At 71.5% G+C, this 22,379-nt stretch carries 21 protein-coding genes and 1 rRNA gene; 6 read left to right on the top strand and 16 right to left on the bottom strand.

What is annotated here, in order from left to right; genetic code table 11:
• Nucleotides 1–109: 109 nt before the first annotated feature.
• From ACFXPX_RS19835 to ACFXPX_RS19815, 5 genes are all read right to left on the bottom strand, one after another.
• Nucleotides 110–1,459 (bottom strand): ATP-binding protein, encoded by a 1,350-nt coding sequence (locus ACFXPX_RS19835; RefSeq protein ID WP_375888796.1) that lies wholly within the window; start codon nt 1,457–1,459, stop codon nt 110–112.
• 117 nt (nt 1,460–1,576) lie between these two features.
• Nucleotides 1,577–3,151 carry an SCO6880 family protein gene (locus ACFXPX_RS19830; protein ID WP_375888799.1) on the bottom strand — a complete coding sequence of 525 codons (1,575 nt, stop codon included), beginning with the start codon at nt 3,149–3,151 and terminating at the stop codon, nt 1,577–1,579.
• Between the two features lie 7 nt (nt 3,152–3,158).
• A complete protein-coding gene (locus ACFXPX_RS19825; RefSeq protein ID WP_380642494.1) occupies nt 3,159–4,457 on the bottom strand; it encodes a hypothetical protein in 1,299 nt (432 codons plus the stop codon).
• Nucleotides 4,447–5,262 carry a hypothetical protein gene (locus tag ACFXPX_RS19820; protein ID WP_380642492.1) on the bottom strand — a complete coding sequence of 272 codons (816 nt, stop codon included), beginning with the start codon at nt 5,260–5,262 and terminating at the stop codon, nt 4,447–4,449. The genes ACFXPX_RS19825 and ACFXPX_RS19820 overlap by 11 nt, the downstream gene beginning before the upstream one ends.
• Before the next feature lie 167 nt (nt 5,263–5,429).
• On the bottom strand, nt 5,430–5,780 hold the full coding sequence (locus ACFXPX_RS19815; protein ID WP_375888806.1) for a hypothetical protein: 351 nt from the start codon (nt 5,778–5,780) through the stop codon (nt 5,430–5,432).
• A gap of 248 nt (nt 5,781–6,028) precedes the next feature.
• Here ACFXPX_RS19815 and ACFXPX_RS19810 point away from each other — a divergent pair, with 248 nt between their 5' ends.
• Entirely contained in the window at nt 6,029–7,186 is a 1,158-nt protein-coding gene (locus tag ACFXPX_RS19810) for an NlpC/P60 family protein (RefSeq protein WP_380642490.1), read from the top strand.
• Between the two features lie 179 nt (nt 7,187–7,365).
• On the top strand, nt 7,366–8,088 hold the full coding sequence (locus ACFXPX_RS19805) for a phosphatase PAP2 family protein (protein ID WP_375888808.1): 723 nt from the start codon (nt 7,366–7,368) through the stop codon (nt 8,086–8,088).
• Nucleotides 8,089–8,149: 61 nt separating this feature from the next.
• On the opposite strand, the gene ACFXPX_RS19800 is transcribed toward ACFXPX_RS19805, so the two are convergent.
• Nucleotides 8,150–8,341 (bottom strand): hypothetical protein, encoded by a 192-nt coding sequence (locus ACFXPX_RS19800; RefSeq protein WP_375888811.1) that lies wholly within the window; start codon nt 8,339–8,341, stop codon nt 8,150–8,152.
• A 177-nt stretch (nt 8,342–8,518) separates the two neighbouring features.
• On the opposite strand from ACFXPX_RS19800, the gene ACFXPX_RS19795 reads away from it, so the two are divergent.
• Nucleotides 8,519–9,418: a hypothetical protein gene (locus ACFXPX_RS19795; protein ID WP_375888814.1), complete on the top strand. Its 900-nt coding sequence runs from the start codon at nt 8,519–8,521 to the stop codon at nt 9,416–9,418.
• A gap of 183 nt (nt 9,419–9,601) precedes the next feature.
• Complete coding sequence (locus tag ACFXPX_RS19790; protein WP_375888817.1) at nt 9,602–9,790, top strand: hypothetical protein; 189 nt, start codon at nt 9,602–9,604, stop codon at nt 9,788–9,790.
• A gap of 13 nt (nt 9,791–9,803) precedes the next feature.
• On the opposite strand, the gene ACFXPX_RS19785 is transcribed toward ACFXPX_RS19790, so the two are convergent.
• Nucleotides 9,804–10,220: a metal-sensitive transcriptional regulator gene (locus ACFXPX_RS19785; RefSeq protein WP_380642488.1), complete on the bottom strand. Its 417-nt coding sequence runs from the start codon at nt 10,218–10,220 to the stop codon at nt 9,804–9,806.
• A 358-nt stretch (nt 10,221–10,578) separates the two neighbouring features.
• On the opposite strand from ACFXPX_RS19785, the gene ACFXPX_RS19780 reads away from it, so the two are divergent.
• Complete coding sequence (locus ACFXPX_RS19780; protein WP_359914173.1) at nt 10,579–11,199, top strand: DUF47 family protein; 621 nt, start codon at nt 10,579–10,581, stop codon at nt 11,197–11,199.
• A 5-nt stretch (nt 11,200–11,204) separates the two neighbouring features.
• On the top strand, nt 11,205–12,200 hold the full coding sequence (locus ACFXPX_RS19775) for an anion permease (RefSeq protein WP_375888824.1): 996 nt from the start codon (nt 11,205–11,207) through the stop codon (nt 12,198–12,200).
• 121 nt (nt 12,201–12,321) lie between these two features.
• Here ACFXPX_RS19775 and pstB read toward each other — a convergent pair whose 3' ends face one another.
• The 9 genes from pstB to rrf form a co-directional block, all read right to left on the bottom strand.
• Nucleotides 12,322–13,098 carry a phosphate ABC transporter ATP-binding protein PstB gene (gene pstB, locus ACFXPX_RS19770; RefSeq protein ID WP_375888826.1) on the bottom strand — a complete coding sequence of 259 codons (777 nt, stop codon included), beginning with the start codon at nt 13,096–13,098 and terminating at the stop codon, nt 12,322–12,324.
• A 68-nt stretch (nt 13,099–13,166) separates the two neighbouring features.
• On the bottom strand, nt 13,167–14,240 hold the full coding sequence (gene pstA, locus ACFXPX_RS19765; protein WP_380525378.1) for a phosphate ABC transporter permease PstA: 1,074 nt from the start codon (nt 14,238–14,240) through the stop codon (nt 13,167–13,169).
• Nucleotides 14,237–15,214, bottom strand: a complete 978-nt coding sequence (gene pstC, locus ACFXPX_RS19760) for a phosphate ABC transporter permease subunit PstC (RefSeq protein WP_375888832.1) — start codon at nt 15,212–15,214, stop codon at nt 14,237–14,239. Before pstC ends, pstA begins: the two co-directional genes overlap by 4 nt.
• A 150-nt stretch (nt 15,215–15,364) precedes the next feature.
• Complete coding sequence (gene pstS / locus ACFXPX_RS19755) at nt 15,365–16,498, bottom strand: phosphate ABC transporter substrate-binding protein PstS (protein WP_375888835.1); 1,134 nt, start codon at nt 16,496–16,498, stop codon at nt 15,365–15,367.
• A 227-nt stretch (nt 16,499–16,725) separates the two neighbouring features.
• Complete coding sequence (locus ACFXPX_RS19750; RefSeq protein WP_380407393.1) at nt 16,726–17,187, bottom strand: NUDIX hydrolase; 462 nt, start codon at nt 17,185–17,187, stop codon at nt 16,726–16,728.
• 112 nt (nt 17,188–17,299) lie between these two features.
• Nucleotides 17,300–18,388: a CHAD domain-containing protein gene (locus tag ACFXPX_RS19745; RefSeq protein WP_380407387.1), complete on the bottom strand. Its 1,089-nt coding sequence runs from the start codon at nt 18,386–18,388 to the stop codon at nt 17,300–17,302.
• Between the two features lie 121 nt (nt 18,389–18,509).
• Nucleotides 18,510–20,687 carry an RNA degradosome polyphosphate kinase gene (locus ACFXPX_RS19740; RefSeq protein WP_380525379.1) on the bottom strand — a complete coding sequence of 726 codons (2,178 nt, stop codon included), beginning with the start codon at nt 20,685–20,687 and terminating at the stop codon, nt 18,510–18,512.
• Between the two features lie 330 nt (nt 20,688–21,017).
• Nucleotides 21,018–22,046, bottom strand: coding sequence for a mycothiol synthase (gene mshD, locus ACFXPX_RS19735; protein WP_380642486.1), 1,029 nt, complete (start codon nt 22,044–22,046; stop codon nt 21,018–21,020).
• 72 nt (nt 22,047–22,118) lie between these two features.
• Nucleotides 22,119–22,235 (bottom strand): 5S ribosomal RNA (gene rrf, locus ACFXPX_RS19730).
• Nucleotides 22,236–22,379 lie beyond the last annotated feature (144 nt).

Genomic DNA, 22,379 nt, shown 5'->3' with positions numbered 1-22,379 from the left:
TGACGAACCACCGCCGTCAGACCGGGACGGACCGCCTGCACACGATCCCCCCGGCCCCGCCCGACGCCCGCGGCCCGGTCCCCGGCCCGCCCCCGGCGGCGGCGCCTGCTCAGACCCCCGGCTCGGCCGCCAAGTGCCGCTCGGCCCGCACCCGTTCGGCCACCGCGTCCTCGGTCATCGCGCGGTCGGTGTACACCAGCGGCCGCTCGGTGTCGGTGATGATGTGCTTCACCACCTGCACGTTGCCGTTGACGTCCCAGACCGCGATGCCCGGCGACAGGGTCGGGATGATCTCCACCGCCCAGCGCGGCAGGCCCAGCACCCGGCCGGTGGCCCGCGCCTCCTCGGCCTTCTGCATGTAGATCGTCCGGGTGGAGGCCATCTTCAGGATCGCCGACGCCTCCTTGGCCGCCGCGCCGTCCACCACGTCCGACAGGTGGTGCACCACCGCCACGAAGGAGAGCCCGAGCCGGCGGCCGAACTTCAACAGCCGCTGGAACAGCTGCGCCACGAAGGGGCTGTTGATGATGTGCCAGGCCTCCTCGACCAGGAAGATGCGCTTCTTCCGGTCCGGCCGGATCCAGGTGTGCTCCAGCCACACCCCGACGATCGCCATCAGGATCGGCATCGCGATCGAGTTGCGGTCGATGTGCGAGAGGTCGAAGACGATCAGCGGCGCGTCCAGGTCGATGCCGTCCGTGGTCGGGCCGTCGAACATGCCGCGCAGGTCGCCGTCGACCAGCCGGTCCAGCACCAGCGCCACGTCCAGGCCCCAGGACTGCACCTCGTCCACCGCCACGCCCAGCGACTCCACCGAGGACAGCTCGGGGCTGCGCAGGGTGTCGATGATGTCGTCCAGCACCGGCTGGCGGTCAGTCACCGAGGCGACCACATGGGCGTGCGCGGCCTTCAACGCGAAGCCCGCCCGCTCCTCCAGGCCGCGCCCCATCGCCACCTCGATGATGGTGCGCAGCAGCGACAGCTGGCCGGTCTGGGTGATCGCCGGATCCAGCGGGTTGAGCTTCACCCCGCCGTCCCTGGCCGCCATCGGGTCCAGCCGGATCGACTTTATGCCCAGCGCGTTGGCGATCAGGTTCCACTCGCCGACGCCGTCCTCGCCCTGCGCGTCCAGCACCACGACCTGCCGGTCGCGGAACCTCAACTGCCGCAGCACGTACGTCTTCTCCAGCGCCGACTTGCCGTTGCCGGACTCCCCCAGCACCAGCCAGTGCGGGGCGGGCAGCTGCTGCCCGTACAGCTGGAAGGGGTCGTAGACGTACCCCTTGCCGCTGTACACCTCACGCCCGATGATCACGCCCGAGTCGCCCAACCCCGGTGCGGCGGTGGGCAGGTAGACCGCCTGCGCCTGACCGGTGGAGGTACGCACCGGCAGCCGGGTGGTCTCCACCTTGCCGAACATCAGGCTGGTGAACGCGTCGGTGAGGTTGCCGATCGCCATGGGTGGCCTCCTGGTGCCGGCGAGGGGTGGACGGGCGCGGTGGGTGGACGGGGTGGCGCGGTGGGTGGACGGGCGCGGTGGGTGGACGGGCCCGGTCCCGGAGGACCGGCGCGGGGGTCAGCGGCGGATGCCGGTGGCGAACGGCAGGGTGTTGACGAAGGCCCGGTGGTGCTCGCGGTCGCACCACTCCAGCTTGAGGTAGCTCTTGCCCGCCGAGGCCCGGATGGTCCGCTTGTCACGGGCCAGCGCGTCGGGGTTGCGCGAGGAGACCGTGATGTAGCCGACCAGGTTCACCCCGGCCGCGCCGGAGGCCAGGTCGTCACCGCGCTGGTCCACCCGGCCGGTGTGGGCCAGGTCGCGCGGGTCGACCGTGCGGTTCATCTTGGCCGCGCGACTGGCCTCCGCCTCGTCGTTGGTCTTCTCGGTCAGCATCCGCTCGATCGCGACGTCGGTGGGCTCCAGGTCCATCGTCACCGCCACCGTCCGGATCACGTCCGGGGTGTGCACCAGCAGCGGCGCCAGGAAGTTGACGCCCACCGGGGTGAGCGGCCACTCCTTGACCCAGGCGGTGGCGTGGCACCACGGCTCCCGGGTCACCGACTCCCGGGTCTTCGCCGTCAGGTACTGGGGGTGGGTCGCGTCCAGCTCGGCCGGCCAGGCGTTGCGCCGGGACATCGCCTGGATGTGGTCGATCGGGTGGTCCGGGTCGTACATCGAGTGCAGCAGCGAGGACAGCCGGGCCTGGCCCAGCGGCTGGCGCACCCGGATGTCCGCCTCGGCCAGCCGGGCGCAGATGTCGGTCAGCTCGCGGGCCATCACGGCCGCCAGCCCGTCGTCGTCCCGGGCCCGCCCGCCGGTCGCGGTGCGGCCCATCGCGTGCGCCTCGGCGGCCAGGTCCCGGGTGTAGTGCATGCACGCCACCAGGTACGCCCGGTGCTGCTCCGAGGAGGTCGACACCATCGACTGCAGCTGGTCGTACGAGTCCTGCAGCCAGCGCGGCGCGTCGTGGTCGCCGCGGCGCTCGACGTCCTTGGCGTGGGCGTCCGGGTCGGCCGGCAGGGTGCGGGCCAGGATCTGCAGCCGGGTCACGAAGCCGTCCCCGTTGGCGACGTGCTTCAACAGCGTGCCGAACCGGTCGACCAGCGCCTCCTGGTCCTCCGAGTCGCGCAGCCCGACGCCCGGGCCCTCGATCTCGATCGCGGCCGTCACCGTCCGCCGCTCCAGGTGCATCAGCACCCCGACCTCGTCCGGCCCGAACGGCGCGGTCAGCCAGCGCAGCCGCCCCACCCCGGGCGGCGGACCGACCTCCACCTCCCGGCCGTCCATCCGGGTGCCCGCGTCCATCGCGTCCGAACGCCACAGCCCGCGCCCGCTGCGGACCGTCCGGCGGTAGGTGCGGTTGATCTCCACCCACCGGTAGAACGTCCGCTTGCGGTACGGCACGTAGACCGCCGCGATGGCCAGCAGCGGCAGGCCGATCAGACCGGCGATCCGCAGCGCCAGGACCGGCATCAGCAGGCCCCAGAGCATCCCGAGGAACGCCCCGAAGATGATCAGGATGATCTCCCCGGACTCCCGGTTGCGGCCGATCACCGCGTTCGGGCGGGCCTTGCCGATCAGGTAGGTGCGGCGCTGGTGCACGTACGGCTGGGCGTACTGGGCCCCGTACTGGCCGAGCGGTTCGCTGCTCACTTACCCGTCACCCTCCCTTCGCTGGATTGCTGTCGCGGTTCGGAACCGAGGCCTGCGGCGGCGGCCCGGCCTGCGGCGGCGGGGACGGCGTCCGGCCGGCGTGCGCGGCGATGCCGGGCGCGACCGAGCCGCCGCCCGCACCCCCGCCGCCCCCGGCCCCCTGCGGACCGCGGTCGCCGTGGGTGGAGATGCCCTGCTTCATCAGGTTCGCGGTCCCGTTGATCATCGCCGAACCGGCCTGCACCGCACTGGCCCGGGCCCCGCGCATGTTCAGCATCTCGTCGCCGAAGGTCGGGACGAAGCGGTACACCGCGGCGCTCGCGAAGATCGACAGGAACAGGATCGCCAACCCGGACAGCACCCGGGCGAAGTCGTCGTTGGCCCCGGCCCCGGTCGCCACCGCGCCCGCCAGACCCAGGATGATCACGATGATCGGCTTCGCCAGGTCCACCGCCAGCATCATCCCGGCCCACCGGCGCACGTGCTTCCACAACTGCCGGTCCACCAGCCCCGCGTACACCGCAGTCCCCAGCAGCGCCCCCACGTACAGCATCGCCGCCCGGATCACCAGCTCGATCCAGAGCACCGCCGCCGCCAGCACCGCGACCAGCGACACCAGCACCAGGATCAGCGGGCCGCCGCCGACGTTCCCCTTCTCCAGGGTGTCGGCGAACCCGCCCAGGTACGTCCCGGTGTCCGACTTCGTCCCGACCGCGATCGCCTTCGTCAGCCCGTCCGTCACGCTCACCACGGTGAACAGGATCAACGGCGTGAACGCCGAGGCCACCACCGTCAGCCACAGGAAGCCGACCGCCTCCGAGATCGCCGTCGTCAACGACGCCCCGCGCACCGCCCGCTTGGTCACCGCCAGCAGCCACAGCACCAGCGTGATCACCGTCGACACGGCGAACACCACGGCGTACTGCTGCAGGAACGACTGGTTGGTGAAGTCCACCGACGTCGTCCCGTCGATCGCCCCCGACAGGTTCCGCACCACCCACGCCGCCGCCTGCGCACACCCCTTGGCGAGCGACCCGAGCGGATCGGTCACGTTGTTGACGGCGCCGCCGCCGGGAATGACGACGGCCCCGTTGGGAGCACACCCGGCGTCGCTGCCGGGGATCGGGAGATCGACCTTCTGACAGGTGGGAGTCGCGGTCGGCGACGGCGACGGCTCGGCGAACACCCTCTGGGCGGCCAGCATCGCCGTCAACTGCACGGCGGCGAGGACGCCGGCCAGCGTCCCCGCTCTGCGCGCGGTCGTACGACGTGCGGTCGTTCGGCGTGTGCTCTGGTCAACGGGCATAGCGGAACCCCCCGAACTGCTGGACGGCGCCGGTGATCTCCTCGGCGGTGGCGGCCTGCTGGTCTCCGGGCATCGGCGCGGGGCCCTGCCTGCTGGTGAAGTCGGTCAGCTTCCAGTCGCTCCCCGTCCAGTGGAGCGAGAGCGTGAGGGTGAACCAGTTGGCGGTCACCGGTTGGACGGAGCTCTGGCCGGCGAGGCCGGTGAGGCCGGTGCACCACACCTCGACCTTGGCGTCCTGGTCGGCGTAGGCCGTCGACTTGGTGCCGACGGGGACGGTGCGGCTGACGAAGGTGAGGCCCTTGGGCGCGTGGCCCTGGGCGTCGAGGCCGTAGCGGGCGACGGTGTCGCCGCCGAAGCCCTGGTCCAGCCGGCTCTGCAGGGCCGCGGCGGAGCCCGGGTCGGCGACGGTGGCGACGATGGTGTGGCGGCTGTCGGCGCGGAACATGTCCGCGGAGCCGATCGCCACCGCGTAGTTGGCGGCGGCGGACTGGGCGCCCTGGTCGCTGTGCGGGTAGCCGGAGGCGATGCCGTTGACGGTGGTGCCGACGGGCTGGTCGCCGCTGGGCGCGGGGCCTGCGCCGGAGCCGGCGCTGGGGGCAGCCCGGTCGGCGGAGCTGCCGCCGCTGCCGGGGTCCGGTTTGCCGCGGTTGGCGACGGAGATGGCGACGACGAGCAGGGTGACGACGACGAGGACGGTCAGCAGGGTGCGCAGCGGCCTGGACTGACGGCTGGTCGGCAGTGCGGAGGGCTGTTCGTCGACCGGCAGCCGCGTACGGGTGTGCGGCTGGTCGTCGGACAACGGCACGGCGGCCCTCCTGGTGCGGGGAGCCGGGCGGCTCCGGGGGCCCTCCGTCCGGGGGCGGGCGTGGACGGGGGGTGGGAACGGGGGGTGGACTCCTGGCGGGTCGGCCCTCTGGGGAGGTCCGGGCGGGAACCTGTCGTCAGGCGGGCCGGGTCACTGCTGTCCGATCGTCAGATAGCCATGCCGTAGACAATGGTGAACAGAGTGCCGAGTGATCCAATGATGAACACGCCGGTCAGCCCGGCGATGATCAGCCCCTTGCCCTGTTCGGCTCCGAAGCTGTCCCGCATCGCGGTCGCGCCGATCCGCTGTTTGGCCGCACCCCACACCGCGAGGCCGAGACAGACGAGGATGGCGACGGCCATGATGACCTCGACCATCACCCGGGCCTCCGACCCGAGGCTGGCGAAGGGGCCCCAGTCCGGGGCGATCCCGCCGATGATGGTGTCGATATTCGGCTTCTTGGGAGGGTCCTCGGCCAGGTGGCCGACCGCATAGGTGTGCACGCTGCTCAGGTTCATTTCCATCTCACCGCCCGATCAGGCAAATTCAAGGGCCCGGACCCCGCCCGCGCGAAGGGTCGGTGCCTATTCTTGGCCAGATCTGATGTCGACTTGGCTACTTCTCGCGGATTGGTCGTGAGGCATCGGACACGTACGCGAGGATGTCCACCGTACGAAGGATAGCGCTCACTCTTTGTATCTCTGATGATTGCGGTGAGCAACGCCTTCCGGGACACTTCGACTGACGATTCGTCGGGATGGTGCTGATGGTACTCCGGAAGGCCGGTACGGCCGCCGCTGCGGCGGGAGTTGTCGCGTTCGGGTTCCTCGGTCTGGTGACGATGGGGACGTATGCGGCGGGTGGGACACCGCAACTGGCGGCGAATCGTTCCGCCCTCTCCCCCGGCACCGTTCCGGCGGCCTACCAGGACGCGATCCAGAAGTGGGGCTCGCTCTGCCCGGAGATCTCCCCGCCGATGCTCGCGGCGCAGCTGTACCAGGAAAGCGGTTTCGACCCCAAGGCCCAATCCGGCGTCGGGGCACAGGGAATGGCGCAGTTCATGCCGGGCACCTGGCCGATGTACGCCACGGACGGTGACGGGGACGGCAAGAAGGACGTCTGGAACCCGTACGACGCGATCGCCACCGCGGCGGTCTACGACTGCGCGCTCGCCAAGGACGTGGCCGGCGTGCCGGGCGATCCGCAGGCCAACATGCTGGCCGCCTACAACGCCGGCCCGTACGCGGTGACGTCGAACCGGGGCGTCCCGCCGTACAGGGAGACCCAGGGGTACGTGCGGAACATCCAGGCGATGGCCCGGAGCTTCGCCGCGCCGACCGCGCCGGTGGAGGTGTCCGCGCAGTCGGCCGCCGCGATCTACTTCGCGCAGACCAAGCTCGGCACGCCGTACCTGTGGGGCGGGGACGGGGCGGCCTGGCAGAACGGGCGGTTCGACTGCTCCGGGCTCACCGTGGCCGCGTTCGCCACCGTGGGCATCGCCCTGCCCCGGGTGGCCAACGACCAGTGGTACGCCGGACCGCACCCGTCACGGGATCAGCTCCGGCCGGGCGACCTGGTGTTCTTCGCGACCGACCTGAGCGATCCGCGGAGCATCCACCACGTGGGGATCTACGTCGGCGGCGGCTACATGATCAACGCGCCGCACACCGGGGCGGTGATCCGCTACGACAAGATCGACACCAAGGAGTACATCGGGGCGACCCGGGTCACCACGGACGGCGCCCAGGCGCTGCCGACGCGCAACAACACCAGCGGCGCGGTCAACGCCCCGAGCCGCCCGGGCACGACGGCCCCGACCCCGACCCCGACCGCCCCCGGCAGCCGGCCCGCGGCCGCCGCACCGGCCGCCCCGACGGCCGCGGGGCGGGTCAACGGAGCCACCGCAACCGGTGGGACCGGCTGAGTCGTCCACCGATCTGTGTGCGGCCTGTGGACGCTGAGTCAAGTTTCCATAACCGCGCGTTTCCGTGGAACGCTGGGTCCCGGCGATGACGTTGGGTCCGGTGGTCCCTCGTCAGCTTCGCCCGCCGGGCGGGCCCCGGCGGGATCGAACAGGTGCAGCGGACCAGAAGGAGGTGCGGCGTGTCGACGCCGCTTGCCGACACGACCAACCCCGACCTCGGTCTGCTCTACGCCGTCAACGGCCTGGCCAAGCGCTCCCCGCAGTGGCTGGACCACGCGGTGTCGTGGATCGGCGAGTACGGCATCCTGATCGGCCTCGCGCTGCTCGGGCTGGTGGGCTGGCTGCAGGCCAGACGCCGCCCGGACGCGCCGGTGGCGATCGCCGGGCTGCTCTGGGTGCCGCTCTCGGTGGCCGTCGCCGAGCTGGCCAACCTGCCGATCGCCGCGATCGTGGACCGGCCGCGGCCCTTCGTCGACCACCCGGGGCTGCTGGTGCTGGTGGACGGCAAGGCCGGCACCCACTCCTTCGTCAGCGACCACTCGACCATGACGATGGCCGTGGCGGTGGCGCTGTTCCTGGTGAACCGGAAGCTGGGCTGGATCGCCGGGGGCCTGGCCCTGCTCCAGGGCTTCTGCCGGATGTTCATGGGCGTCCACTACCCGACGGACGTGATCGGCGGCTTCGCGCTGGCCGTCGCCGTGGTGCTGCTGCTGGCGCCGATCGCGATGGCGGTGCTGGTCCCGTTCTGCCACGCGCTGACCCGGACGGCGGTGGCCCCGCTGGTCCGGGCCCCGGAGCGCGGGGCCGCCGCCGGCCGGGGCACCGAGCGGCGCGGCCGGCGCCGCGGGCGGGGAGCGGTGCGCCGGGAGGAGCAGCCGCCGGAGTCCGACCTCGCGGCCTGAGGGCCCGGAGTACCCCGCCGCACCGAACGGTCCGGACGGGTCCGGACGGGTCCGGACGCCCCTAGGGTGCGTCGGCCCCGTACTCGGCGAGGTGGTCGGCCCCCTCGCGGCGGGCCAGGTCCCGGGAGCGGCGGGCAGCGGAGTACCAGCCGCAGCTGCAGGTCGCGAAGGCGAAGGAACCGCGTTCGCTGAGCGCGACGCGGTGCTCTGGCATCGGGGTGGTGCCGGGGGCGACCGGCAGCTCACTGTGCACGGGATTCACCGTAACGCGCCGGGCGACCCTCACGCGACACCCGCCGGTTCCCGCCGGACCCGTAACCCTTCGCGAGCCAACTCGTTTGCCCGGAAAGAGCTCTGCCCTCCCGGCGCCCCAGCCGGTGCCGCAGTCGGCGGGGCAGTCGGTCCCGAGGGGGTTGTCGCGAGGATGAAGATGACCGACCAGCAGCGAACCGGGCGGCCGGCGCGCCGTCCGGGGCCGCGCCTGCGCGCGGCGGCCGGCGCCGCCGTGCTCGCCGCCGCGCTGGCCGCGGGGGCGGCCGGGTGCTCGGCCCACTCCGGTGGCGGCTCCTCCGACCAGCAGTCGAACGCGCCCGACCAGCTGGCCGCCGACCCGGTGGCGGCGGTGCGCGGCGCGGCGGACATCACCGGTCGCACCGGCTCCGCTCACGCGGCCACCGAGCTGGTCACGGAGTCCGCGGACAAGAAGGCGTCCTTCTCCGGCACCGGCGGCTACGACTACGTGAAGCGGATCGGCCGGCTGGAGGTCCAGGTGCCGCCGGGGGCGGCGACCACCGGGAAGATCGTCGAGGTGGTCCTGCCGGGCACCGTCTACCTGCAGAACAGCGGTGCCAAGGTGCCCGAGGGCAAGTGGGTGAAGCTGGACGTGCGCCAGCTGCCGGACGGCAACCTGGTCAGCAGCGGCGCCACCGATCCGGCCACGGCGGCGGGGGCGCTGCGCGGGGTGCAGAAGGCCGACCTGGTCGGCACCGAGACGGTGGACGGCACCCCGCTGCACCACTACCGCGGCACCCTGGACCTGGCCAAGGCGGCCGACGCCACCGGCGGCCGGGGCGGGGACGGCCTGCGGATGGGCGGGCAGACCTTCACCGTCAAGGAGGTCCCGTACGACGCCTGGCTGGACGACCAGGGGCGGCTGCACAAGGTGGTGGAGGTGTTCACCTTCGCCGGGGTGGCCGGCTCGAAGGAGGCCAAGGACCAGGTGAAGGTCACCTCGACCACCGCCCTGTCGGACTTCGGCAAGCCGGTCGAGGCGGCCGAGCCGCCGGCCTCGGACATCTACCAGATGAAGCCGACGGAGAGCCCGAAGTAGCGCCCCGGCGCCGGGGCGGAACGGGGCGCCGCCGGCGCGGGTGGCCGTCCGGGGAGCGACGGTCACCCGTTTCGGCGGCGCCGAGATGGCCCGTCCGTGCCATGTGGACGGGCCCCGGAGTGCCTAGGCTGGACGTCGGGTGGCTGCCGCCCGGGCTGGCGAGGCACTGAAGGGGTGGTGCAGGTGGTGTCGTCCACGGGCGGCCGCAGCGGCGGCCACGACGACGCGGCCCTCGACGAGATCGAGCTGGCCGGCGAGCTGATGATCGCCGCGACGGCCAGCGCCGGTGACCGGCTGCCGACCGAGCGGATCGACGAGGTGCTGCTGGACCGGGTGGACCCGGCCCGGACCGAGCGGGAGGGCGAGGGCTGACGGCCCCCGGGGGTCAGCTGCGCAGCAGTCGGCCGATCGCGGCCGAGGCCTCCGCGACCTTGGCGTCCAGCTCGGTGCCGCCCTGTTCGGCGGCCGCGGCGACGCAGTGCCGCAGGTGCTCCTCCAGCAGGGAGAGCGCGAAGGACTGCAGGGCCTTGGTGCCGGCCGAGACCTGGGTGAGCACGTCGATGCAGTAGACGTCCTCGTCCACCATCCGCTGGAGGCCGCGGATCTGGCCCTCGATCCGGCGCAGCCGCTTGAGGTGGGCGTCCTTCTGCGCGCTGTAGCCGTGCGGGCCGTGCGGGCTGTGCCCGCCGTGCTCCGCGTCGCCGTGGTCCGCGGCGCCGTGGCCCTCGGCGGCGGGGGTGTCGGCCCCGGGGCCGGTCCCGGGCGCGTGGTCCGGCTCGGTGCGCGCTTGCGTCGTGGTCATCGGCCCGCCTTCGTCTGGGTGCCTGGTGGCTGCGTCGGCCTCCAGTGTCCAACACCGGGGCCCCGCGTGGTGTTCCGACGGCCCACCCGGCATGTGCCGAACGGCCTGGTCGGGGTCGCGGCGGGGTTAACCCGTCTGAGCGGCGCCCCGGTCTTCCGCACGCGGGACGGGGCAAACGCGTCGAGGTTCCGTCAGACTGAGTCCTTGCGTCCGCACCTGGCGGCGCGGTCCGGGACAGCCCGTGCGGCAGCCGAACGGAAGGGGAGGTTCCGCCTCCCAGGTCACCACCCCGTTTGCGCGATCGCGCTCGGTTGCACCTAGCATCGTTCAGTCCGTACCCCGCACATCGGAGAATTCCGTGCGTTTTAGCCTGACCCCGAAGGAGACGAGTTTCTACGACATGTTCGCCGCCGCTGCGGAGAACCTCGTCGTCGGATCGAAGCTCCTGCTCGAACTGCTGGGATCAGACGTGTCGGCCCGCGCGGAGATCGTCGAGCGCATGCGCGCCGCCGAGCACGCCGGGGACGACACCACCCATGCCGTCTTCCACCAGCTGAACTCCTCCTTCATCACGCCCTTCGACCGCGAGGACATCTACAGCCTCGCCTCGTCGCTGGACGACATCATGGACTTCATGGAGGAGGCCGTCGACCTGGTCGTCCTCTACGACATCCAGACCCTGCCGAAGGGCGTCGAGCAGCAGATCGAGGTGCTGGCGCGCGCCGCGGAGCTCACCGCCGAGGCGATGCCCAACCTGCGCAGCATGTCGAACCTGACCGAGTACTGGATCGAGGTCAACCGGCTGGAGAACCAGGCCGACCAGATCCACCGCAAGCTGCTCGCCCACCTGTTCTCCGGTCAGTACGACGCCATCGAGGTCCTCAAGCTCAAGCAGGTCGTGGACGTCCTTGAGGAGGCGGCGGACGCGTTCGAGCACGTCGCCAACACGGTGGAGACCATCGCCGTCAAGGAGTCCTGACCCTCGTGGACATGGCTGCACTCATCGCCGTCATCGGCGTTGCGTTCTTCTTCACGTACACCAACGGCTTCCACGACTCGGCGAACGCGATCGCCACGTCGGTCTCCACCCGGGCGCTGACCCCGAGGGCCGCGCTCGCGATGGCCGCCGTGATGAACCTGGCCGGTGCCTTCCTGGGCAGCGGGGTGGCGCACACCGTCTCCAGCGGGATCATCGAGACGCCGACCGGCAACCAGGGGATGGCGATCCTCTTCGCGGCCCTGGTCGGGGCGATCACCTGGAACCTGGTCACCTGGTACTTCGGTCTGCCGTCCTCCTCCTCGCACGCGCTGTTCGGCGGCCTGGTGGGTGCGGCCCTGGCCGGCGGAACCGAGGTGATCTGGAGCGGCGTGATCGACAAGATCGTCGTCCCGATGATCGTCTCGCCGGTGGTCGGCCTGGTCGGCGGCTTCATCGTGATGCTGGCGATCCTGTGGATCTTCCGCCGGGCCAACCCGCACAAGGCCAAGCGCAACTTCCGGGTCGCCCAGACCGCCTCGGCCGCCGCGATGGCGCTGGCCCACGGTCTGCAGGACGCCCAGAAGACCATGGGCATCGTGGTCATGGCGCTCACCATCTCGGGCCACCAGACCACCGGTGACATCCCGGTCTGGGTGAAGATCTCCTGCGCGACCATGCTCTCGCTGGGCACCTACGCGGGCGGCTGGCGGATCATGCGGACCCTCGGCCGGAAGATCATCGAGCTGGACCCGCCGCAGGGCTTCGCGGCCGAGGCCACCTCCTCGGTGATCATGTACATCACCTCGTTCGTCTTCAAGGCGCCGATCTCCACCACCCACGTGATCACCGCGGCGATCATGGGCGCGGGGGCCACCAAGCGGATCCGCGCGGTGCGCTGGGGCGTCGCCAAGAACATCGTGCTCGGCTGGTTCATCACGATGCCGGCGGCCGCCGTCGTCGCAGCGCTGATGTACTGGTTCGTCCACCTCTTCTGGGGCTGACCGCCGACGCTCCGCCCCGGCCGACAACTGACAGGGCCCGCCCCCACATCTCGGGGGCGGGCCCTTCTTCATGTCCCGCGGCGGCACCGCCATGCAGCACCGCGGGACAGCTGGGGTCGGTCTAGCCGAAGCGGCCGGAGATGTAGTCCTCGGTCGCCTGCACCGACGGGTTGGAGAAGATCCGCTGGGTGTCGTCCAGCTCGATCAGCTTGCCCGGCTGGCCGACGCCGGCCAGGTTGAAGAAGGCGGTGCGGTCGCTGACGCGGGCCGCCTGCTGCATGTTGTGGGTCACGATGACGATGGTGAACTGCGACTTCAACTCGCCGATCAGGTCCTCGATGGCGAGGGTGGAGATCGGGTCGAGCGCGGAGCAGGGCTCGTCCATCAGCAGGACCTGCGGCTCGACCGCGATCGCGCGGGCGATGCACAGGCGCTGCTGCTGACCGCCGGAGAGGCCGGCGCCCGGCTTGTTCAGTCGGGTGTGGACCTCCTTCCAGAGGTTGGCGCCCTTCAAGGAGCGCTCCACCACCTCGTCCAGGACGGCCTTCTTCCGCACGCCGGCGAGCTTGAGCCCGGCGACCACGTTGTCGTAGATCGACATGGTCGGGAACGGGTTCGGGCGCTGGAAGACCATGCCGATCGAGCGGCGCACGGCGACCGGGTCGACGTTGGAGGCGTACAGGTTCTCGTCGTCCAGGAGGACCTTGCCCTCGACCCGGGCGCCGGGGATCACCTCGTGCATCCGGTTGAGGGTGCGCAGGAAGGTGGACTTCCCGCAGCCGGAGGGGCCGATGAAGGCGGTCACCGAGCGGGGCTCGATGCTCATCGAGATGTCCTCGATGGCCTTGGTGGTGCCGTAGTAGGCCGACAGTCCGCTGACGTCGATGCGCTTGGCCATGATCGTTGCTTCTCTCGCCCGCGGCCGGAGGGCCGCTAATGAATGCTGTTTCGTACGTCAGTGGTCGCTCAGTGTCCGGCCTTGGGCGAGCGCCAGCGTGCGATGCCCCGGGCGATGAGGTTGAGCCCCATCACGAAGGCGATCAGCACCAGCGCGGCACCCCAGGCGCGGGCGTAGCCGAAGTCGTTGTTGACCACCGAGTACTGCTGCCAGATGTACATCGGCAGGGACTGCTGCGGTCCGTCGAACGGGTTGCTGTTGATGTAGTCGGCGCCGAACACCAGCATCATCACCGGGGCGGTCTCGCCCGTGATGCGGGCGACCGCGAGCATCACACCGGTGGTGATGCCGCCGATCGCGGTGGGGAGGACGATCCGCAGGACGGTCTTCCACTTCGGCACACCGAGGGCGTACGAGGCCTCGCGCAGCTCGTTCGGGACGAGCTTGAGCATCTCCTCGGTCGACCGGACCACGACCGGGATCATCAGGATCGCCAGCGCGAGGCTGCCCGAGAAGCCGGAGTAGCTGAACCCCAGGGCGAGGTTCCAGAGCGAGAGGATGAACAGACCGGCGACGATCGACGGGACGCCCGTCATGACGTCGACGAAGAAGGTGACCGCCTTGGCGAGCCGGCCGCGGCCGTACTCCACCAGGTAGACGGCGGTCAGCAGACCGAGCGGGGCGGCCATCACAGTGGCCAGGCCGACCTGCTGGAGGGTGCCGAGCAGCGCGTGGTAGATGCCGCCGCCGGGGCCGCTCTGGATCACGCCCTTCATCGAGTGGCTCAGGAAGTTCCCGTTCACCACGCCGATGCCCTGCTGGACCGTGTAGACGGTCAGCGAGGCCAGCGGGACGACGGCCAGGATGAAGGCGACCCAGACCACCGAGGTGGCGAAGCGGTCCTTGGCCTGCCGGCGGCCCTCGACCTGGGCCGAGATCAGGTAGCTGCCGGCCAGGAACAGCAGGGCCGAGATCAGGCCCCACTGGAGGTGGCTCTCCAGGCCGGCGGCGGCGCCGATCCCGCAGCCGACCGCGATCGAGCCGACGGCGACGACGGGCGGGGTCCACTTGGGCAGCCGGTTGGCGGTGAGCTTCGGGCCGACCTGCGGCCGGGCGTCCTCGGGGACGGTGACGGTGGTCATGCGTTGGCCCCCGAGTACTCCTTGCGGCGGGCGATGATCAGTCGCGCGGCACCGTTCACCAGCAGGGTGATCACGAACAGGACGAGGCCGGAGGCCATCAGGGCGTCGCGGCCGTTGTTGCCGGCCTCGGCGAACTTCAGCGCGATGTTCTGCGCGAAGGTGCCGCCGCCGGCGTCCAGGATGTGCAGCGACAGGACGCTGTTGGCGGAGAGCACCACCGCGACCGCGATGGTCTCGCCGAGCGCCCGGCCGAGGCCGAGCATCGAGGCCGAGATGATGCCGGGGCGGCCGAACGGCAGCACCGCGGTGCGGATCATCTCCCAGCGGGTCGCGCCGAGGGCGAGCGCCGCCTCCTCGTGCATCCGCGGCACCTGGCGGAACACCTCGCGGGAGACCGCGGTGATGATCGGCAGGATCATGATCGCCAGCAGGATGCCGACGGTGAACAGGTTGCGCGGGGTGCCGGTCCTGGTCTGGTCGAAGATGTACGTCCAGCCCAGGTACTGGTTGAGCCAGCTGGTCAGCCCGTCCATGTGCGGGACGAGGAACAGCGCGCCCCAGAGGCCGTAGACGATGCTGGGGACGGCGGCGAGCAGGTCGACCAGGTAGGCGAACGGCTGGGCGATCCGGCGCGGCGCGTAGTGCGAGATGAACAGCGCGATCCCGATGGCCACCGGGACGGCGATCGCCATCGCGATCACGGCGCTGACGATCGTGCCGAAGGCCAGGACGGCGATGCCGAAGACCGGCTTCGGGGCGTCCGGCGTCCACTCGAAGGTGGTGAGGAAGTTGCCGTCGTTGTTGCCGAGGGCCACGACCGAGCGCCAGGCCAGGAAGCCGGCGATCGCGGCCATGATGACCAGCAGCAGGATGCCCGCACCGCGGGCGAGGTTCATGAAGATCTTGTCGCCGACGCGGCTGTCGCGCTGTCGGCGTTCCCTGCCTCGCGGGGCGGCAGGGGAGGATGAAGTCATTGGTCTACTCCGGTCTGGTGGTGCCGCCCCGGTAGGGGGTCGGCACCATGGCGGCGGTGCCCCGGACGTTGGTGCTGGGTTGGTGCGTTCCGGCGGGACGGCCCCGGCCCCCCTCGCTCACGGGGCCGTCCCACCGGGGGTCCTGTCGGGTCAGGCGAGGGTGCCGACCGCGGCCTTCACCTTGTCGCCGATCGCGGCCGGCATCGGGACGTAGCCCTTGTCGCCGATCGACTTCTGGGCGGCGTCGCTGATGGTGTAGTTCAGGAAGGACTTGAGGGTGTCCAGCGTCTCGGCCTTGTTGCCCTTGTCGCAGGCGATCTCGTAGGTCACCAGGACGATCGGGTAGGCGTTGTCGGCCTTGGTGCCGTAGTCCAGGGAGAGGGCGAGGTCGCCGTCGGTGCCCGTGACGGTGGAGGAGGCGATGGTGAGCGCGGCGTTGGCGGCGGTCGCCTCGACCGGCTTGGCGGCACCGGTGGCGATCTGGGCGCTCTTCAGGTTGTTGGTCTGGGCGTAGGACAGCTCGGCGTAGCCGATCGAGTTCTTGACCTGCTTGATCTGGGCCGAGACACCGGCGCTGCCGTTCGCGGACTGGCCGCCCTTGCCCTTCCACGCCTTGTTCGGCTCGGCGCTCCAGGCGCCGCCACCGGTCTTGGCGAAGTAGGAGGTCAGGTTGAAGGTGGTGCCGGAGTCGTCGGAGCGGTGGAAGCTCTGGATCTCGGCGTCCGGCAGCTTGGCGCCCGGGTTCAGGGCGGCGATGGCCGGGTCGTTCCACTTGGTGATCTGCGAGTCGAAGATCTTGGCGGCGGTCGGGCCGTCCAGGACCAGGTTGTCGACGTTCTCGACGTTGTAGACCAGCGAGACCAGGCCGGCCACCATCGGCAGGTCGATCGCCTTGCCGCCGGTGCAGACGGCCTTGGAGGCGTCGACGTCGGCCGGCTTGAGGGCGAAGTCGGTGCCGGCGAAGGCGACCTTGCCCTGGGTGAACTGCTGGACACCGGCACCGGAGCCGCCGCCGCTGTAGTTCACCGTGGTGCCGGAGCAGGCGGCGCCGAAGTTGGTCTTCCACACGTCGATCGCCGGGGCCTGCGCGGTCGAACCGGCGCCCAGGAGCGTGCCGGCCTTGCCACAGTTGACCGCGGCACCGGCCGCGGAGGAGCCGCTGGAACCGCTGGACGCCGTCTTGTTGTTGTCGTCCGACCCGCAGGCAGCGAGCGACAGCGAGCTGACGAGCGCCATGGCACCGATGGCGAGGGCCTTGGAGCGGCCGTTCCGCTGGAGCTTCACAGGGGTGTCCCTTTCTGTGGCATTGCCCGCTGCGCAGGCCGCAGGAGTACGGCTGAGCATGGGTTTTGCTGTGGTCCGGGGCCCGTTCGGCCCGCCGGTAGTCCCGAAGTTAGGCCGGGTAAGTGACACGACAGCCGGTCGCAAGTGAACGGAAAGTGAACCTCGAACGGATGACAGGAAACTACGTCACGTAGTAACGGTTGCGTCACGGCGCGGGCGCGGGGAGATCACTTCCGCCGTTCCTCCACCGGCCCCGACCCGCCCGTCCGTACGGGCTTCGCACCCAGGATCACCAGCAGCGCATCGATCAGCAACCGGTCGCGGTCATGGGTCAGCCGCGCCCGGGCCTTGCCCGCGGGCAGCCAGTCCAGGCGGTCGACCTCACGGTTGGGCCGGAAGGCCCCGACGGTCGGCACCGCGGCCCAGTACCGGACCTCCTTCGGACGACCCTGGGCCAGGTAGTGCTGGACGGGCAGCTCCGGACCGAGCAGGCAGTCGAAGCCGGTCTCCTCCCGCACCTCGCGCAGCGCCGCCTCGACCACGCCCTCCCCCGGGTCGAGCTTGCCCTTCGGCAGGCTCCAGTCGTCGTACTTCGGGCGGTGGATCACCGCGATCCGCGGCCGCCCCAGCCGACCGCTGGGCTTCGGCCGGCCGGGCAGCCAGAGCACCGCGCCCGCCGCCAGGACCACCGGGCCGCGGGCCGGTGCGGCCGCCGGGCCCGCGGCCCGGGCCGCCGCCGGGTTCACGGCCGGTCCCACCGTCGGGTCCGCTGCCCGCCCGGTGCGCAGGCGATCGTGCAATTCAAGCCGTCCGTGGTGCGGGGGAATGCCCCCGGCCCTCGGCAGGGGGGAGCTCCAGCCAGCCGTCCGGGGACGGCGGGAGCTCGGGCCACCGGCGGCCGAAGGCGTACCGCGCCGCCTCGACCTCCAGTCGTTGATCAGCATGCACCACGCCCAGCACGTAGGCGGTCGCGGGGGTGATCCGCGGGGTGCGCGCCGCCGTCGCGGCGGTCACCGCGGCGTCCGCGGCCTCCTGGTGCCGGGCCAGCACCGCGTCCAGCTCGTCCAGCTCGGCGGACGGCCGGGCGCACACCTCCAGCGCGTACCGGGCCCGCTTCACCAGGATCCGCAGCCGCGACCAGGGCGCGTCGTCGGCCGCCAGCGCGGAGTCCGCGTCCGCCGCCCCGCGCGCCGCCGGCACCGCGCCCAGCCGGCGCAGCCCGTCCCCGCCGTACGGGGTCGCGGCCCGGTGGAGCGGCAGCTGCTGGGCGCTCACCGACAGCGCGGTGAACGCGGCCGCCGCCTGCGGCCGCAGCACCGCCGACGCCCGGCCGCCGGCCGCCTCCAGCAGCGGCGCCTCGCCGACCAGCAGGGTCATCCGGTCCGCCAGCGCGTGCAGCCGGGCCGAGCGGAGCTCCTGGAGCACCGTGGAGTGCGCCCTGGTCCGGGCCAGGGTCAGCTGCCGGTCCAGCAGCGCCCGCGCCTTGGGGGCGCCCGCGTGCCCGGCCAGCATGCCCGTCCCCTCGGGGTCGGTGCCGCTCAGCGAGTCCACCGCGCCCAGCAGCCGGGCCGAGCGGCGGACGTAACCGGGCTCCAGCGCCAACAGGTTCAGCAGCCAGCGCAGTTCGGTGCGCGACTCCTGCGCCCAGGACTGCTCGAACACGGCCCCGAAGGTGTGCAGCAGCCCGCCGACCCGCCGCACGGCCCGCAGCAGGTCGGCGGTGCCGCTCGCCGGAACGGCCGCGGCCGACCCCGGTCTGGCGCCGACCTCGCCCACCGCGAGCGGCAGGGCGCGCAGGAACGCGCCCGCCTGGGCGGTGAGTTGGCGGGAAAGGATGTCCCCGGCGGTCGCTGTGGAGGCCGCCTGGGCCGTCATCGGCGCTTCGGTCATGGCGTGGTAGATCCCCGTTCCCCCGGGGCCCTTCCCCGGGGCTGGTGGCCGACCGCCGGAGCAGCTCCCCCCGGGGCCCCGGGGGCCCCGACTGCTCCGGCGGCTCGCATCAGTGGACGCGTCAGCGCGAGGTGGCGGCCCGGCGGCGCTGGCGCGAATCGATGAGCAGGTCCTGGACGTGCCGCAACGGCTTGCCCTCGGCGTCCTGCGAACGGCGCTCCCAGGCACCGTCCGGGCCCAGGTGCCAGGACTCGGTCTCGTCCGACACCCCGAGGTCGATCAGCCCGGACAGCTCGGCACGGTGCGCCGGATCGGTGATCCTGAGCAGCGCCTCGATCCGGCGGTCCAGGTTGCGGTGCATCATGTCGGCGCTGCCGATCCACACTTCGGGATCGCCGTTGTTGCCGAACACGAAGACCCGGGAGTGCTCCAGGAAGCGCCCCAGGATGCTGCGCACCCGGATGTTCTCGCTCAGCCCCGGCACCCCCGGCCGGATCGCGCAGATGCCGCGGACCCAGACGTCCACCGGAACCCCGGCCTGCGAGGCCCGGTAGAGCGCGTCGATCAGGGCCTCGTCGACGATCGAGTTGACCTTGATCTTCACGTACGCGGGCCGGCCGGCCCGGTGGTGGGCGATCTCGTTGTGGATCCGGGAGACCAGCCCGTCGCGCAGGCCGCGCGGGGCGGTCAGCAGCCGGCGGTAGGACTCCCGGCGCGAGTAGCCGGACAGCCGGTTGAAGAGGTCCGAGAGGTCCGCGCCGACCTGCGGGTCGGAGGTGAGCAGGCCGAGGTCCTCGTACAGCCGGGCGGTCTTCGGGTGGTAGTTGCCGGTACCGACGTGCGAGTAGCGGCGCAGGGTGTCGCCCTCCTCGCGGACCACCAGCGACAGCTTGCAGTGGGTCTTGAGCCCGACCAGGCCGTAGACCACGTGGCAGCCGGCCTCCTCCAGCTTGCGCGCCCACTTGATGTTGGCCTGCTCGTCGAAGCGCGCCTTGATCTCGACCAGCACCAGCACCTGCTTGCCGGACTCGGCGGCGTCGATCAGCGCGTCCACGATCGGCGAGTCGCCGGAGGTGCGGTACAGGGTCTGCTTGATCGCCAGCACGTCCGGGTCGGCGGCGGCCTGCTCCAGGAAGGCCTGCACCGAGGTGGAGAAGCTGTCGTACGGGTGGTGCAGCAGCACGTCGCGCTCGCGCATCGCGACGAAGATGTCCGGCTGCGAGGCGGACTCGACGTCGGTCAGCCCGCGGGCCGTACCGGCCACGAACTTCGGGTACTTGAGCTCCGGCCGGTCCAGCTCGGCGATGCCGAACAGACCAGTCAGGTCCAGCGGACCGGGCAGCGGGAAGACCTCCGCCTCGGTGATGTTCAGCTCCCGCACCAGCAGGTCCAGGATGTAGGGGTCGATCGACTCCTCGACCTCCAGCCGGACCGGCGGGCCGAAGCGCCGCCGCATCAGCTCCTTCTCCAGGGCCTTGAGGATGTTCTCGGTGTCGTCCTCCTCCACCTCCAGGTCCTCGTTGCGAGTGACCCGGAAGGCGTGGTGGGCCAGCACCTCCATCCCCGGGAAGAGCTCCTCCAGGTGCGCGCCCATGACGTCCTCCAGCGGGACGTACCGCTGGGGCGAGGCCTCCAGGAAGCGGGCCAGCGACTGCGGCACCTTCACCCGGGCGAAGTGCTTGTGGCCGGACACAGGGTTGCGGACCACCACGGCGAGGTTGAGCGACAGCCCCGATATGTAGGGGAAGGGGTGCGCCGGGTCGACCGCCAGCGGGGTCAGCACCGGGAAGATCCTCTGCCGGAACAGGGTGTGCAGCCGGGCCTGCTCCTTCTCGGCCAGCTCCGGCCAGCGGACCACCTCGATGCCCTCGGCGGCGAGGTCCGGCAGCACCTCCTGCTGGAAGGCCGCGGCATGACGGGCCATCAGCTCACGGGAGCGGGTCCAGATCAGGTCCAGCACCTCACGCGGCTGGAGGCCGGACGCGCTGCGCTGGGCCACACCGGTGGCGATCCGGCGCTTGAGGCCGGCGACCCGGACCATGAAGAACTCGTCCAGGTTGCTCGCGAAGATCGCCAGGAACTTCGCCCGCTCCAGCAGCGGGATCCCCGGGTCCTCGGCCAGCTCCAGGACGCGTTCGTTGAACGCGAGCCAACTCCGCTCACGGTCCAGGAAGCGGCCCTGCGGCAGTGCTTCGAACTCCTGCTCGTCCGTGGCCGGCAGCTCCGGCGGGACGCCCAGCGCGCTGGACATCCGCGCCGTGGGCGGCAGCGGGGCAGGGACGGGGCGGGGGATGCTCATGGGTTCCAGCTCCTCCAGCAGGACGGCGTCCGGACACGAATGGCTCTGCGGGCCGTCGTCCTCGCCCCGGGTCGCCCCCGGGGACAGCACCCACCCACCGGGCGCGGTCCGTACAGGACCGGCCGGGGAATGGCGGTCGACTCTGCACGAGCGAGACACTACGGACTTCATCCTGTGATCTTCGCGGCAGCAATTGAATCCACGGTAAACACCGCATGGCCAGGAGGAAAGCTGAGTCGGTCGGAGCAAGGGGTGGCGGGCCTCGCCGCCCCCTGCCCGCGACCGCTCCGTTACCACCGGGCCGCCTGCGGCGCGGGACCGGGCGTGGGTCTAGCGGTCGGCCGCCCGGTCCGTCGCCCGGTCTGCTGCACGGTCTGCTGCTCGGTCCGCCTGGTACCGGGCGCGGTACATCAGATCCACCTCGTGGACGGTGAATCCCAGTCGCTCGTAGACCCGGACGGCCGCCGGGTTGTCGGCATCGACGTAGAGGAGGACCGTCTCCAGTCCACGCTCACCGGCCCCTGACCCGGTCAGGTGACGTAGGCCGGCGGCGGTCAGCGCGCGGCCGAGGCCGCTGCCCTGCTCGGCCGGGTCCACCCCGACGACGTACACCTCGCCGAGCTCCGGCTCGGTGGCGGTGGCCGGGTGCACCTTGGTCCAGTGGAAACCGACGACCTTGCCGCCCCGGGTCGCGAGGAAGAAGCCGGCCGGGTCGAACCAGGGCTCGGCGATCCGCTCCGCCAGGTCCTGCTGCGTCCAGGAACCCTGCTCCGGGTGGTGGGAGAAGGCCAGGGCGTTCAGCCGCAGCCACTCGGCGTCGTCCTCACCCGGACGGAAGGTGCGGAGCTCGATCCCCTCGGGGACGGCCACGGCCTCGGTCTGCGGACCGGTGCGGCGCATCTGCCGCAGCTCCCGGACCAGCTCGGCGCTGTAGGCCCCGGCCAGGTGCCGGGCCGCCGGGTGACCGCCGTGCACCCAGAAGTCCACCGCGTCCCGGCCGACCAGGTGAGCCTGCTCCAGGACGGCGTCCACCAGCGGGCGGGCCAGGCCGCGGCCGCGGGCGGCCGGGTCGACCAGCAGCTCGGCCGCCGGGTTCGCCGTCACGGCCTCCGGCACCTCCACCTGGCCGTAGCCGACCACGGTGGCGCTCGCACTCGCACTCGTGCTCTCGGCCTCGGTCACGATGAGGTGGGTGACGCCCGGCCGGGGAGTCTCGGCGTTCCGCAGCCGCAGCCGGCCCTGCTCGGAGACCGCGGCTCGGCCGTCGACCGCCTGGGCCTCCGCCAGAACACGCAGGGCGCCGTCGCGCTGCTCGGGGCGGAGCACGTTGCTCGCAATGACCGCTGTCTGATCGTCCATGCCCTGACGATACGTCAACGGAAATGCGAAAAGCCCCTGATCCGAAGGGATCAGGGGCTTTTCTGAATGATTGTTCGGCGGCGTCCTACTCTCCCACAGGGTCCCCCCTGCAGTACCATCGGCGCTGTGAGGCTTAGCTTCCGGGTTCGGAATGTAACCGGGCGTTTCCCTCACGCTATGACCACCGAAACACTATGAAACTGTCAACCGCACCAACCCGTGAACTTCTCCCCGGGTCGGGGTCGTTGTTTCAGAACAACACAGTGGACGCGAGCAACTGAGGACAAGCCCTCGGCCTATTAGTACCGGTCAACTCCACCCCTTACAGGGCTT

The sequence above is a fragment of the Kitasatospora sp. NPDC059146 genome (genome assembly GCF_042786665.1).
Classification (GTDB): Bacteria; Actinomycetota; Actinomycetes; order Streptomycetales; family Streptomycetaceae; genus Kitasatospora.
The sequence above is the reverse complement of the archived record's forward strand: the minus strand, read 5'-3'. Positions and strand labels throughout refer to the sequence as shown.